This window comes from Bradyrhizobium sp. NBAIM03, assembly GCF_020194055.1.
Lineage (GTDB): Bacteria > Pseudomonadota > Alphaproteobacteria > Rhizobiales > Xanthobacteraceae > Bradyrhizobium > Bradyrhizobium yuanmingense.
Map to the genome: position 1 here is coordinate 1 of NZ_JADYVS010000053.1, position 13391 is coordinate 13391.

The window sequence follows — 13391 nt, forward strand, 5'->3', positions numbered from 1 at the left end:
GCGCCACCCGGAGGCTCTCGGCCAACAATCGCTCCAGCTTGTCGCCGAGCCGCTTGCGCCAATGGCTCAGGTCCGAGCGCTCGTGCGGGAAAACGTGCTGGAAAAACTCTTCGCCGGTGAAGAACTGGAAGTACGGGTCGTGGACCCAGCGCTCGCACACCCCCTCATCGGACAGCCCGTAAATGTGCTTGAGCAACAACAGCCCGATCATGAAGCGGGTCTCAATCCCCGGTCTGCCGTTCTCGCTGTAGAGCGGGGCAATCTCTCCGTCGATCCAGTCCCAATCGATCCTGCCGGCAAGCAGAACCAACTCGTGCTTCATGTTGATGATCTGATCCAGCCGTGCCCGGAACAGATCGTTCGATCCCGTCGTCTTATGCTTCTTCGGCCGCATCGTCCCTCCGGCGCACCACAGAAGCACGGTTCACAACGGAGAGGAATCCACAAAACGAATTTGCAAGGTTTGCGGCGTCCAAGCATCAAATCCCTGCAATCTCAAACGCCATGAAATCCCAGAAACAGACTCCCGCTCAATCGCTTAGAGGCTTGTTCACGGGCGACTATCAAGGGCAATCAAGATGGTCAGTATTCATTTGGCGTATGGCCGCGCGTTGCTTTCGTTTGCCCGAAGGGCAGCTGACGTTGTCTTAACAATCCGGCTCTGACTTCGAACCGTTTTAGCGCCAGAAAGCCAAACAAGCTCGGCCGAAAGCTGTGTCGATGGGAGCATTCCAGCTATCTTGGGACGCCAAACACCATGCGCCATGTTCGATGCGGAGCGCTTGTTCGTACGACCGCAGTCGCTGCTGCCGATCAGGTTGGCTGGTGCTGTAGCGGGAGTGGTTGGAAAATGAGGGCGGCGCAATCTCCAGCTTGGACCAACAAGCGATTCCGGCGTTTCAGCGCCTGTGGAGATCACACCACGACGAAGATTATCACGACGCCTTGTCTGCCCAGCCCGAAAGCGGAGGACTGAGCAGCTTTTCGACACCGATCCGATCGAAGCTGGCCTTCGTGAGCGAGCCCGAGAATGCCTGCACGATGTTCGAAGCTGAGCTCAACGAGGTGCTGGCGCGCTCGCGGTATGCCTGACGGCGAGGCCGGCGAGCGGCGATTCGGAGGCCATGCCCGCCGCCACTGGTCACCGTCACGGGCATCGATCGCGCTCGCTGCTGGGCACGTTCGGGAAAGTAGAGATCGCAGTGCCGCGCGCCCGGTTGAATACGTCCGACGGCAGGACGACCGAGTGGAAAAGCGGCGCCCTGCGGGCCTACCAGCGCCGCACGCTGGCCGCCGATGCGCTGATTGCCAGCTGCTACCTTTCCGGCACCAAAAACACGCGCCGTGTGCGCCGCGCGCTCAGCACCCTGTTTGCTGGCGCTGTCGGCAAGGACCCGCTGAGCCGGGTGTCGCGCGAGGTGAAGAGCGACTTGGACGTATGGAATGCCCGCTCGCTGGCCAATGAACCGATTGTACGGCTGATTCTCGACGGCACCGTAGTGCGGGTGCGGCTCGACCGCAAGGCGACCGCCATCTCGTTGCGGGTCGTCATCGGTGTGCGCGCCGACGGCCAGAAGATCCTGCTCGCAATCAGGGCCATGGGCAGCGAGAGCACCGAGGCCTGGCGGGCCGTGCTCGGCGATCTGATCCGGCGTGGGCTGCGGCGGCCCGAGTTCCTCATCGTCGATGGCGCGCCAGGGCGAGGCTGCGATCGCCGCGGTGTGGAACGGCGTTCCGGTCCAGCGCTGCACGGTTCACCAGCACCGCAAGCTGGCACAAGCTCCCGAGCATGAGTAGATCACCGCCGACTACAACGACATGATCTGCGCGGCGACGCGCGAGGAAATCGAGGCCGGCGCAAGGCCTTCATCCGCAAATGGCGGCTCAAGCATCGCGCGGTCCCCGACAGTCTGGAGGAAGCCGCCAGCGCCTGTTCACCTTCACCCGGCTGCCGCCGAGCCAATGGAAAACCGCACGCACCGCGAATGTCATCGAGCGGCTGCACGAAGAGTTCAAACGACGGATTCAAAACGCAGACCGTGCTGCCATGAGCGGACACCGCAGCCATGTTGTTCTGAACCTTGCTCGCCTCCGGCCAGATCAACATCCGCAACGTCGATGGCTGAACAACCTTCGCCACAAAGCCCATCGATCAGCCAATTGACCTTGCCGCATGATCTGGTAGCTTCACGTTGCTGCAGATCGCGCCACGAATCCCAACCACATTCCGGCCGGCACCGGTTGGCAGCAGCCGTGTGCACTCCACGACAACATACTTGGGAATGCTGTCTGTCCACATGCTAGCGATGCTACGCTCTCGCTAACCGCAGTTGCGACGGACGCGGAGTCCATTCCTCCGCTCAGCTCCACAGCGTTTGCGCAGAAGGCCGTGGGCCGCGAACGAACAACTGCCTGAAGAGTATCAGAAAACTCAAGGACATGATTTGCTCTCCTCTCGTCCAGAGAGCTCAGAGCTGATGAAGTTGTCGCGCGCCGTACTCAAACGACGTTTGCGATCTGTCGACGTACAAGGTAGCGCCAAGAGTCAGCAGATTAATGCCAGCGCAGGCCTGTCGCGCAGAGTAGAACGTTCTCATAGATAGATGATGGGCTATGATGTCTGCATCAATCGTTCCCGATTTATCCAAAAGATCCATGAAATCCCAGGAGAGCGAAACCGTGCGAGTGCGCTCCTCAACGTGGAAGTAAATTGGAGACTCCCTATATAGCCTGCTCGTACACGCAACCGAGGGCCCCGGCGAGCCCCTTCGATCACAATAAATCGAGCGGCCAGTACATGCATTTCTGGTAGTGCTGACGAAACTGATTCGTAAACGCATGGTACGCCAGTCGGACGAGACGACGCGCCGCCTGATGACAGTTCCTGGTGTCGGCGTGTCACCGCCTTGACGTTCCGTCATACGATCGATGACCCATCTCGTTTCCGTTCGGCCTCGACAGTCGGCGCCCATCTTGGCCTCACAGCTCGGCGCAACCAATCTGGTGAAACTGACACTAGTGGGTAAGATATCCCGATGGGGCGACAGGCTCCTCCGAACCTACCTTTACGAGGCGGCGATAGTTCTGCCTTATCGAACAAAGAAATGGTCCTGCCTCAAAGCCTGGGGAATGAAGCTTGCGAAGCGCATCGGCATGAAAAAGGCAAAGGTCGCAATCGCCCGCAAGATCACTGTCATCCTCCACTGCATCTGGGTCGACGGCACATCATTCGACGGGGGCAACGCGCCGGCCCGACCTTTTTTGCAGGGCTCCTGGCCCGGTCCGCCGGGCTGGCGATGTTCCGCTGGGACGGTGGTCGTGGTGACCTCGGTCAATCGGCTGGTGGTGGCTCGTCCGCACCCCGTTGCAAACAATGAGGCACACGATCCGGGACATCATCACGAGGCGCTTGCGACCTCGGAAAGGACCATGACCCCAGCGACGGGCAACTAATCGCATTGAAACGAGGCGACAGGTAATCAGCCTACTACCAGGATCCGCCGGGGCGAGCGCTACTACTTCTTATGGCTTCAAAAAGAAAGTTGACAACAACCCGCAATTAAAGAGTAGATTGACAATAGCCCTCATACTTGAGGCGCTCGGCGGCTGTCAGGAGATTGGGACCGATGTAGTCGCAACGATGACGAGGCGGATCTGACGCATCGATTTCCGGACGCCTTGAGGAAGGTTTGGCCGCCGCTTCGCCATATTCTCCACCACGGTCTCGGGCGACGATCGCGATCGTGGGATGAGCAAGCCAGGCTTGGGCGGTCGTGGGCTCACGATCCGGCAGCAGGGTCACGATCCGGCGTCGTTCCAGATTGCAGATGATGCTGGCGCATCGGTGATTGCGCCGCCAGGCTCAATCATCAACCGATAACCCTGAGCGGGCCACCCAGGGGACGGCGACGGCGTCGGACCACGCGCAGGAGCGTATCCTTACTTACCGGCAACATCAGGCGTTTTGCGAAGGCTGCCGCCGGTCGACCGCCAAGCGCCAGACCAAGGTGATGGACGATCGAGCCCAACCTTGCCGTGCGTCGCGCCGGCGGAGCCAGTATCCCTTCGGCGAAGCCCTCGGCGAAATATATAGCGCCCACACAGGACGGCGTCGCACCGGAAGCGGCGGGCGATCCCCGGGAGCTCTACGTCCGCCCGGAGAGCGGCAGATCGGTCACGCGTCGTCGATACCGGCTATCGACACGTCGGGAAACCGTTCCCCACGACGGACATAGGCCACACGCTTCTGGACGCTCGGACCGTAATGACAACTTTGTCACCCTCGTAGCACGCACTCTCTTCAACGAACCCACGCGGCACCAGACTGGAGCGGTGGAGTGCTTGCTGCATGGCGCTGATTCTCCCCAATCAAAGCGCCAGACATCCTCCAAACTGTAGGCATACGATGAAGACCGCTCGATTGACGCGTGCGCGCGGGCCCGGCGAGCTCTATGATGGCGTTGCGTGAAGGTCAGGCGGCCTGCTGACCGGCGGGCTTGCCGGCTTGGCCCAGGAGCTTCCATTCCCAGGGCAGCAGTTCGTGCAAACGCGATGTGGGAAGATCGGCGATACGGGCGAGGATGTCGGCGAGCCAGGCCTTGGGATCGACCTCGTTGAGGCGACAGGTCGTGATCATCGTCAGCATGATGGCGGCACGGTCGGCGCCGCGCTGGCTGCCGGCGAAGGTCCAGTTCCGCCGTCCCAAGGCGATGCCTCTCAATGCGCGCTCGGCACAATTGTTGGTCAAGCAGATCCTGCCATCGTCGAGGAAGCGGGCGAAGTCGTCCCAGCGCCTGAGCATGTAATTCATAGGCTTTAGGACCTCGGAGGAGCGCGAGAGGGTTTCGCGCTCACGCAGCAACCAGGCGTGCATGTCCTCGAGAAGCGGCTTGCTCTGTTCCTGGCGCACGGCACGCCGCTCCTCGGCGCCGCGGCCGTTGATGGCGCGCTCGATCTCGAACAATGCATCCAGGCGTCTGGCCGCCTCCAGCGCGATCGGAGAGACCGGTTTGCCCTTCTTACCTTCCCGAGCATTTTTCTCGATGTCGGCCAGCTCGAAGAAGCCCCGTCGTGCATGGGCAAAGCAAAATGCCGGCGTAATCGGCCGCGCCTTCTTCTGCGGATCGAACAGCGGTTCGAACCCGCTGTAGCAATCGGCTTGCAGGATACCACCGAAGGCGACCAGATGGTTCTGGGGATGCTCGCCTCGTCGGTCGCTCGAGGCGTAATAGACCGCCGCCGGCGGCGCGGGCCCGGCGAAGGGCCGGTCATCCCGCACATAAGTCCAGATCCGTCCGGTGGTACACTTGCCCTTCGCCAGGATACGGATGGTGGTGTCATCGCCATGAAGGCGCTCGGCCGCGAGCACATGGCGTTCGATCATGTGGAAGAGCGGCATGACGGCGAAGGTGCCGTGGCCGACCTGGTCGGCCAGGGTCGACAACGACAGGTCGATCCCCTCGGCCTTGAAGCGCGCACTCTGGCGGTTGAGCGGGATATGCATGCCGAACTTGTCGAACAGGATCGTCGCCAGCAATTGTGGGCCAATGAAGCCGCGCGGCGTGGTATGGAACGGTGCGGGCGGCTGGCTGATCTTCTCGCAATCGCGGCAGGTGAACTTCTCCCGTACCGTCTCGATCAACTTGAAGCGGCGTGGGATCTCCTCCAGCGTCCTGGTCACATCCTCGCCGATCTTCGCCAGCCGCGATCCACCGCAGCAGGCGCAGCTCGTTGGAGCCTCCATGACGACGCGCTCGCGTTCGATGTCATCCGGCCATGGCTTGCGCACCGGCCGTTGGCGCGTGAAGGAACGGACGTTCTGCGTCTTCGCCGCTGCGGTGTGCGCGGCAAGCTCATCCTCGCTCGCCGTGGTGGCGAGTTCTTCGAGCTCCAACTCCAGCTGCTCGAGCAGCCGTGCCGTGCGCTCGGAGCGCTGCCCGTACAATTCGCGTTTGAGCTTCTCGATCCGCAGCTCGAGATGCGCGATTAGCGCCTCGTTGTCCGACAGCTCCGCCCGCGCACTGGCAGCCACCGCCTCAGCGTGTAGCCTCGCCTCACGCTCGGCCTGCAGCGCCGCCAGGGCACTCACAAGGTCCGATGGAAGATCGTCCGGCTTCGACATCATGAAGCCAGTGAATCAGATCAAGCCGCAGATTCAAACCATAAAACGCTATCCGACCCGCGTTGGACGCTGGGTTTCTTGTGGGTTGCGCCAATCGGGAATGTCCCCAATAGTGAGTCTGACGAATCATTTCCGGAGATGGTCGAGGTTCGAGAGCCCCACCATCCTTTGTGGGGCCGCTCATATCGAGTGATCAGGAAGATCGGCCAGCGAGGCCGAGGCATTCCTGCTTCGTATGAAGTTGAGTATCGCGCAGGAAGTAGTCTCCTGATTCAAGCAACCGCAATCGAATATTATGGAGAAGAAGCAAATCAGATTAAGCTGAGTATGGAGGCTTTACTCGAGCTCTTATCGACAGCGGATTGTCCCGACGCACATGAGCATGGATCCAGCCGATCTTTGGTCGACGCTGACGCCCGCGCTCCGACGCCAGATCGTCGACGACGTCGCCGCGATTTTGGCGGAGATCTCTCATGAAGTCCGAGTTGATCACACCAAGCCACTTGGCGCGCAAAGCTGTAGTCTACATCCGGCAGTCGACGCCTCACCAGGTCGTAAGCAATCAGGAAAGCCTGCGCCTTCAATACGCGCTTCGCCAGCGCGCCCGCGAACTCGGATGGCGTGAGGCGGCCATCGACGTGATTGACGCCGATCTCGGCTTGAGCGGCGCGTCTATAGCACAGCGTAACGGCTTCAAGGAACTCGTTGGCCGTGTTGGCCTGAGCGAAGTGGGACTCATCCTGTCGATCGACGTGACCCGCTTGGCGCGTAATTGTACCGACTGGTATCCGCTCCTGGATATCTGTGGTCTACGTGGCTGCCTGATCGCCGACCGCGATGGTGTCTATGATCCGGGCACTCCCAACGGGCGGTTGCTTCTCGGGCTGAAGGGTTCGATCTCCGAGCTTGAACTACATACGATCCGCAGCCGGCTGACCGCCGGCCTGCTGGCTAAAGCCGAACGCGGCGAACTTGCAGTTATGCTGCCAATCGGACTGATGCGGGATCCGAGCGGAGTGGTAGTTAAGGATCCCGACATGGCCGTGCAAGGGCGGCTCGGTCTCGTCTTCCAGTTGTTCCTGCAGCTGCGCAGCGTTGCCAAGGTCATGCGAGCGTTGAACGAGCGTGACCTGGAACTGCCGCGTCGTGATCGGTATGGTGATTTGTGCTGGACCCGCGCGACGCTGGCTGCTGTCGCGACGATCTTGAAGAACCCCGCCTACGCGGGCGCCTTCGTCTATGGACGAACCCGCTTCCAACCGCCGAAGCGGGAGGGCGGCGTGCCACAAAAGGCTCCGCGGCCGATGGAGGAGTGGCGGATCGTCGTCAAAGATCGATATCCAGCCTATATCGAGTGGCCAATTTATGAAAAAATCCGAGCCGTCATCAGCGATAACCGAGCCGAATACATGCGCATCAAAACCCGAGGCGCGCCTCGCAATGGCGAGCTTCTGCTCCACGGCATCGCCTGGTGCGCAAGATGCGGCCATAAGATGTACGTCCGCTACAAGGGCGGCGGCGAGTATGTGTGCAATCACCTGCGTACCCAGGGAGGTCAGCCAACCTGCCAACACATCCGCGCCGCCCATATCGATGCAGCCGTTGGCCACGCATTCCTGACCGCACTAGCGCCTGTCGAACTAGATGCTTTGTCGCGTTCCCGCCGGGTCCAGCAGCAGATGAACAATGCGTTACGCTCCAGCGCAGAACGTGAGCTCGAGCGCAAGCGGTACACGGCGGCGCTTGCTGAACGGCAGTTCAACCGAGCTGATCCAGATAATCGGCTGGTCGCCTCGGAACTAGAGCGTCGATGGGAAGTGGCGCTAAACGACTTGCGCGCCGCCGAAGAAGCGCTTGCCCGACAGACGCCGTCCAAAGCCATCACGCAAGTAGCCATAAGCAAGGAGCTCAGCGACAAGGTCATCAACCTCACCGGCCGCCTGGCGCAGATATGGGGTGACGAGACTGTCGCGGACGCGCATCGCAAGGCTTTGTTGCGATGCCTCATCGAAAAGGTCGTGCTCGACCGTGGTGAGCACGACCTGGGCCTGGCCAGGATCGTCTGGCGTGGAGGCGCCGTGACGGAGCTCGAGGTGAAGATGAGCGTCAACTCCGTCACCAGATTGACGCGAGGCGCGGAGATGCGGGAGCGCTCGCTGGCGCTCGCCCGCGACGGCGTCCCAGACGATGAGATCGCCGCAATCCTTACCCAAGAAGGCCACCGCTCTCCCCGTTGCGCCGATAAAGTGCTGCCCATCACCGTTGGGTGGCTCCGTCGTGCTGCAGCCATCAAGGTAGCTACCCAACGCAGCCGATGGGAGCATGACGGCTCACTCCTCAGCCCGCCCGAACTGGCCCAAAGGCTCGAGATTCCGGTGAACTGGCTCTACGTACAGATCCGAACTAAGCGTTTGCTGATTGATCGCCAGCCAAGCGGTGCCTATCTCTTCCCGAATACACCATCCGTTCTTGATGCTATCGGAGAGCTTCGAAACCACGTCATTGCACAACTTGATCTAAGAATCTGTCAGCCTAACAAGGAGGGGCATCAACATGGGTGATCGACCAGTGCCATCAACTGCGCGGGATTCATCTGCACCCGATGATGCCCGATCCGCGGCCAGCAGAACTTCGCCTTTTCAAGACGTTTCAAATAGAGGCACACGCCGGAGCCATCCCACCATACGATCTTGATTCTGTCGGCTCTTTTGGCCCGGAACACATAAAGCGCCCCATCGAACGGATCTGAGCCGGCATCGCGCACAAGCGCAACAAGGCCGTCGATACCCTAGCGGAAGTCGACTGGATGGCTGGCGAGGAACACCTTCACACCAGAGGGGATCATGCCGAACGCACCGCCCGGATCACCCGTTGCAAGTGGGCCTCGTCGACATCCATGCCGGCGCGCACGACGACCTCGCCAATGGCAATCTCGATCACCGCGCCTGCCGCAGACGCCACCACGCCTTCGCAACTCGAGTGCCGCGCGAGGCAATGTCGGTCCGCCCGAGCATCACGGCGCCAGGCGAATAACTGGGACGGGTGAATGCCGATTCTGCGGGCGATCGCCGAGACGCTCGCGCCAGGCTCCAGCGCCTCTGTCACGACTTGCGCCTTGAACTCGTCCGACCAGTGTCGACGAAGCTGCCGCGGCGCTCCCTCAAGACGGTCGGCGACCGCTTCGATCATATGGAAGGTTCTAGTTTCAGAACTAGGCGCAGACATAGAAGCTCACATCGGCTCACAAACTCAGCAGCCGATAGCCGATCGCTCACCCACTCCGCCAGACGGGGTCTCTTTGCCGCTTACAGCTCGACCATCTCCATCTCAGAATCACTGAGCCTCACGAGGAGGAGCATTCGCATGGGTAGTCGAGCATGTAGCGAAGCTGGATTGGGGTGATTGTCACCACGTCCGCCGCCGACGGCCACAAATAGCGGCCGCGCTCCAGCCGCTTGGCATAAAGTGACCTGCCCAGTCCTGGCAGGCTCCAAATGTCGGCCGCCTACAAGATCTGGCAGGGGCTTAGCTTAACCAGTTAATGTATATAGCGGAACCTCTGTCCCGCATTTTGCCGCGGGGACACGGGCAGGACGGAGGTCACAGATGGTATACAAGAAACTCATCAATCAAAGCGGGCTGACACTTACGGTGTTGCTCATCACGCTCGTCGGCTCCGAGCCGAACCAGTCCGGACCGACCGTCACAGCGGCGCTACCAGTGGGTGACAAGCAGACGATTGAGTACGGTAATGCGCAGAATCCCTTCCTCAATGGCCTCGTGATTTCCTCCTCCTCCGGCGCGTTTTCGACCGGGTCGCAGATCGTGACGACTCGGGGCAGCAGCTGGGATACTGTACTGAACACGCACGATACCTTGCGGGTGGGCTGAACGTAGTGGGCTCGAACACATAACCCGCCACGGCACCGACGATCCCGCAGTGGCGAACTTGGCCGCTCCTGGACGGCAAGCCAATCCTGGCAGCGTCGCAGCCCCGTCCGGATGAGTGCAGCCGATGGACGGAAACGTAAATCTTGTGACTTCCGCGCCCGTTCAGCGGGATCACCGTGCCGGGTGTTGGATGAGCTACGGCGGAGACGAGCCATGATGCCTTCACTTTGCTTGTCTAGCACGACTCCAAGATGCTTGAAGAAGGGCCCCACGAATTCATGAAAGGACCGCGTGCGATCATCATGGAATGACGGTATAGCATATGAGTACCAATCTTATGTTGCAGGAGCCGCCCAGCGCGCTGCGGCTGATCACACAGGCGTATACGAGCCTTCTCATTATCGGCTTCGCCCTGCTGCCCACTCAGTTCATCGCTTACCTCTATTTCCAGCAAGATCCCGCGCTGAAGTTTGAAGACCACCTGTTCCACGAATTCGCCATCGCCGTCGCTACCCTCGAGGGGCTGTTCGTCACATATGTGACGTGGCGTTGCTATCAGTCTTCAGGCGAGCCTCTGTTGCGGTGGTTGACGCTTGGTTTTCTGGCCTTCGTGCTGATCTATACGCTGCACGGCGCCTTCACCGGGATGGCACATCGCAACATTTGGCTGTTTCTGCTCTATGGGCCAGCGTCGCGTCTGGCGATGTCGATTCTGCTCTTCGTCGGGCTACTCAGCTACAACCGGCCGTCCGACGGACTTGAGAAGCGCTCGGACACGCGCGCATGGCTGACGTGGATTGGCCTGTTCCTTGCGATGGACTTAGCTGTCGCACTGGTCGCCTATTCACCCTATGCTGGGCACCCGGTGGTCCGCCTGTCCATGGAAGGCGGCGCATTGCTATTCAGTGCGCTGAACGTCGCGGTCTTGCTCATGCGACGGATTCACTCGCCGCTCATGCTTGTTTTTGGCGTTTCTGTCGCGTGGTTTGCGCTATCGTCGCTCGCATTCATTTTGGCCGCGCCGTGGAATCATATGTGGTGGCTAGCTCACGCGATCTTCGCCGGCGGATTTTTTTTGCTCAGCTATGGCGTCGTCCAGGCTTTCCGAACAACGAAATCGTTCGCCACCATCTATAGCCAGGAAGAAATGACCGCCCGCTTGGCCAAATCGATGGCCGACACTCAAAAGGCGCTTCAGCAAGTGCAATTAAGCAATCAACGGCTGGAGCGGCTCGCCGCAACCGATCCACTAACCGGCGCCGGGAATCGGCGCCACTTCATCGAGCATATCGGCGCGGAGATCGCACGGGCCAGGCGGACCGGAGCTCCGTTGTCCCTGCTGTCGCTCGATCTCGACCATTTCAAGGACATAAACGACTCACGTGGTCACAGCGTCGGCGATGAGGTCCTGCGCGTATTCGTGCGAAAGTGTCTGGTGGCAATCCGGCCTTACGACTCTGTCGCGCGCGTGGGCGGTGAAGAATTCATGGTACTGCTACCGGGGGCGACGCTCGACGCGGCTGGCGCGGTCGCCGAGCGCCTTCGATCGGCCATCGAACGCACTGCATTCGACGTCGGAGCCGAACCGTCGGTCGGCGTCACCATCAGCGTTGGAGTGTCGGAGTTCAGGCGTGATGGAGACACGCTCGACGGGTTCTTAAACGTCGCCGACCAGCGACTCTATCGCGCAAAATTTGAAGGCCGCAACCGTGTGGTTGTCGCCTAGGATATCGTTCATCGTTCACTCCGTCTCCGGTGCTCTTGACCCGGACGCCCGTTCTCGCTGTTCTCCGAGCCAAAGCCGCCTCTATTAACAACTATTCGGTCATGGTCCATCCATTGCAATTTGCAGGCAGGTTCGCACCGCAATAGGCTGCGGTCACTAGCTGCCGGGAGCTGTTATATCGTTGCTTGCTACGACGGCGTCGCGTGACAGCCGTCGTCAAAGTCTTGAAGCGGCATATTCAGGATATAGCTCGTTGCTTCGGTGCGCGAACTTGCCTGTCGCTCGAACACAACGTTTGCGGGAGGCCGCTATCGCGCCCCGATGGCTCATTGCTGCTTTCGAAGCAGCTACTGAAGTTCGGCATCGGCGCAACATCTGGTTCTCAACAAACATGCTGCGGCCAAGAACCTCACTGGGCTACCCCGCGCTGCGGAGTGTTTGAATGAGATGAGAATGTCAACTCCACGATTGCGCGTATCGCACTTCGATTGGCGCGGTTCTGCCACGAGGGACTTCATTGCTCTCTTCGGCGGCGTCGTTCTCGCTTCACTCTTAGCGCGTCTCTATGGGCTCAGCCCTCGTTTAGCGCAGCTGGGACAGCGCTATGTGGAGTCGGTACTCGACGACATTATATTCATCGTGTTCGTTGCATTCTTGCTGAGCATTGGGCTCACAATCTTTGGTGTTCGGCGCTACCGAGAACTCGCCCACGGAACTGAAGCACGAACCATCACAGAAAGAGAAGTCCGCGATTTGGCGCGACACGATCCATTGACTGGCCTGCCAAACCGCCGCCTGTTTGATGACGAACTTGATCTGTGCGTTGGCCTCGCCACCGACACGCATCAAGTCGCTGTTCTGATGCTCGGCCTCGACGGCTTAAAGCGGATCAAGGATACGCACGGCCATGCAGCGGTGGACAAGGCAGTCTGCGACTTTGCCACAAGGCTTGCCGACATCTTGCGCAAGGACGGCCTCCTGGCGAGGATCGGAGGCGACGAATTCGGGATCGTCCTGCCCAACTTAGCTCCCTCGAGGATCCCGCCAATCTGGCGCGCCGTATCGTGGCGTCTGCCGCCGACAGTTCTGCGATTGAGACTGGCGCAGCCGAGCTTAGTCTTGGAATTGGCATCGCCATCGCTCCGCTAGATGGCGTCACTCCCCACGAATTAGTCAGGCGCGCAGAACGCGCACTTTATCGCGCGCAAGGCGACGGCAGGTCGCGTGTTCGCTTTTTTGAACCGGACATGGACATGCATGTCGAGCGGCGCATCAATATTGAGCGTGAGCTTCGGAGCGCTATCGCAACGCACATTATCGAGCCCCATTACCAGCCGGTGGTTTCACTCGTAAGTAATCGCATCGTCGGGGTCGAGGCGCTGGCCCGTTGGGAGAACAAGACGTCGGGGCATATTCCGCCTGACGTGTTTATTCCGATTGCAGAAGAAACAGGCCTCATCAACGCTCTTGGAGATCAGCTGTTTCGCCGCGCGTGTCTTGATGCCAATGCGTGGCCAAAGACGTTTTCGCTTGCCTTCAACATTTCGCCTGTTCAGTTGCGGGATTCCGCGCTTGGAGAGCGCATTATATCGCTCCTTGAGCAAACCGGCTTTAGTCCGCGCCGTCTGGAAATTGAAATTACAGAGAGCGCGT

The 13391-nt window shown here is 60.1% G+C and carries 9 protein-coding genes and 3 pseudogenes; 8 read left to right on the forward strand and 4 right to left on the reverse strand.

Features of this window, described 5'->3' with window-relative positions; all coding sequences use genetic code 11:
- Positions 1-394: transposase (locus tag I6F21_RS36695; protein WP_225184280.1), on the reverse strand; the 394-nt coding region annotated here is incomplete at its 3' end.
- 449 nt (positions 395-843) lie between these two features.
- On the opposite strand from I6F21_RS36695, the gene I6F21_RS36700 reads away from it, so the two are divergent.
- From I6F21_RS36700 to I6F21_RS36710, 3 genes and pseudogenes are all read left to right on the forward strand, one after another.
- Positions 844-1092, forward strand: coding sequence for a hypothetical protein (locus I6F21_RS36700; RefSeq protein ID WP_225184281.1), 249 nt, complete (start codon positions 844-846; stop codon positions 1090-1092).
- Positions 1093-1133: 41 nt separating this feature from the next.
- Positions 1134-2075 (forward strand): annotated as a pseudogene (locus tag I6F21_RS36705) (IS256 family transposase); the annotation flags it as partial.
- Between the two features lie 781 nt (positions 2076-2856).
- Positions 2857-3231: pseudogene (locus tag I6F21_RS36710) on the forward strand (transposase); the annotation flags it as partial.
- Positions 3232-3577: 346 nt separating this feature from the next.
- Here I6F21_RS36710 and I6F21_RS36715 read toward each other — a convergent pair.
- Positions 3578-4350: pseudogene (locus tag I6F21_RS36715) on the reverse strand (transposase); the annotation flags it as partial.
- A gap of 121 nt (positions 4351-4471) precedes the next feature.
- Positions 4472-6124 carry an IS66 family transposase gene (locus I6F21_RS36720; RefSeq protein ID WP_225184282.1) on the reverse strand — a complete coding sequence of 551 codons (1653 nt, stop codon included), beginning with the start codon at positions 6122-6124 and terminating at the stop codon, positions 4472-4474.
- A gap of 470 nt (positions 6125-6594) precedes the next feature.
- Between I6F21_RS36720 and I6F21_RS36725 the strand changes: the two genes are divergently transcribed.
- The gene (locus tag I6F21_RS36725) at positions 6595-8682 is read left to right on the forward strand and encodes a recombinase family protein (RefSeq protein WP_225184283.1); all 2088 of its coding nucleotides are present in this window, start codon (positions 6595-6597) and stop codon (positions 8680-8682) included.
- Between the two features lie 280 nt (positions 8683-8962).
- Here I6F21_RS36725 and I6F21_RS38930 read toward each other — a convergent pair whose 3' ends face one another.
- On the reverse strand, positions 8963-9346 hold the full coding sequence (locus tag I6F21_RS38930) for a transposase (protein ID WP_346656849.1): 384 nt from the start codon (positions 9344-9346) through the stop codon (positions 8963-8965).
- Positions 9347-9727: 381 nt separating this feature from the next.
- Between I6F21_RS38930 and I6F21_RS36740 the strand changes: the two genes are divergently transcribed.
- From I6F21_RS36740 to I6F21_RS36755, 4 genes are all read left to right on the forward strand, one after another.
- Positions 9728-10012, forward strand: a complete 285-nt coding sequence (locus tag I6F21_RS36740; RefSeq protein ID WP_225184284.1) for a hypothetical protein — start codon at positions 9728-9730, stop codon at positions 10010-10012.
- Positions 10013-10334: 322 nt separating this feature from the next.
- Positions 10335-11738, forward strand: coding sequence for a GGDEF domain-containing protein (locus tag I6F21_RS38935; RefSeq protein ID WP_276573636.1), 1404 nt, complete (start codon positions 10335-10337; stop codon positions 11736-11738).
- 453 nt (positions 11739-12191) lie between these two features.
- Positions 12192-12887 (forward strand): GGDEF domain-containing protein, encoded by a 696-nt coding sequence (locus tag I6F21_RS36750; protein ID WP_249787617.1) that lies wholly within the window; start codon positions 12192-12194, stop codon positions 12885-12887.
- Positions 12803-13391 (forward strand): GGDEF domain-containing phosphodiesterase (locus tag I6F21_RS36755; RefSeq protein ID WP_346656850.1); only part of this gene is annotated, 589 nt, incomplete at its 3' end. The genes I6F21_RS36750 and I6F21_RS36755, both read left to right, overlap by 85 nt.

Excerpts from the sequence above, each read along its gene's own strand:
- I6F21_RS36720 (WP_225184282.1), bottom strand. The coding sequence starts at position 6,124 with ATGATGTCGAAGCCGGACGATCTTCCATCGGACCTTGTGAGTGCCCTG.
- I6F21_RS36725 (WP_225184283.1), top strand. The coding sequence starts at position 6,595 with ATGAAGTCCGAGTTGATCACACCAAGCCACTTGGCGCGCAAAGCTGTA.
- I6F21_RS38930 (WP_346656849.1), bottom strand. The coding sequence starts at position 9,346 with ATGTCTGCGCCTAGTTCTGAAACTAGAACCTTCCATATGATCGAAGCG.
- I6F21_RS36740 (WP_225184284.1), top strand. The coding sequence starts at position 9,728 with ATGGTATACAAGAAACTCATCAATCAAAGCGGGCTGACACTTACGGTG.
- I6F21_RS38935 (WP_276573636.1), top strand. The coding sequence starts at position 10,335 with ATGAGTACCAATCTTATGTTGCAGGAGCCGCCCAGCGCGCTGCGGCTG.
- I6F21_RS36750 (WP_249787617.1), top strand. The coding sequence starts at position 12,192 with ATGTCAACTCCACGATTGCGCGTATCGCACTTCGATTGGCGCGGTTCT.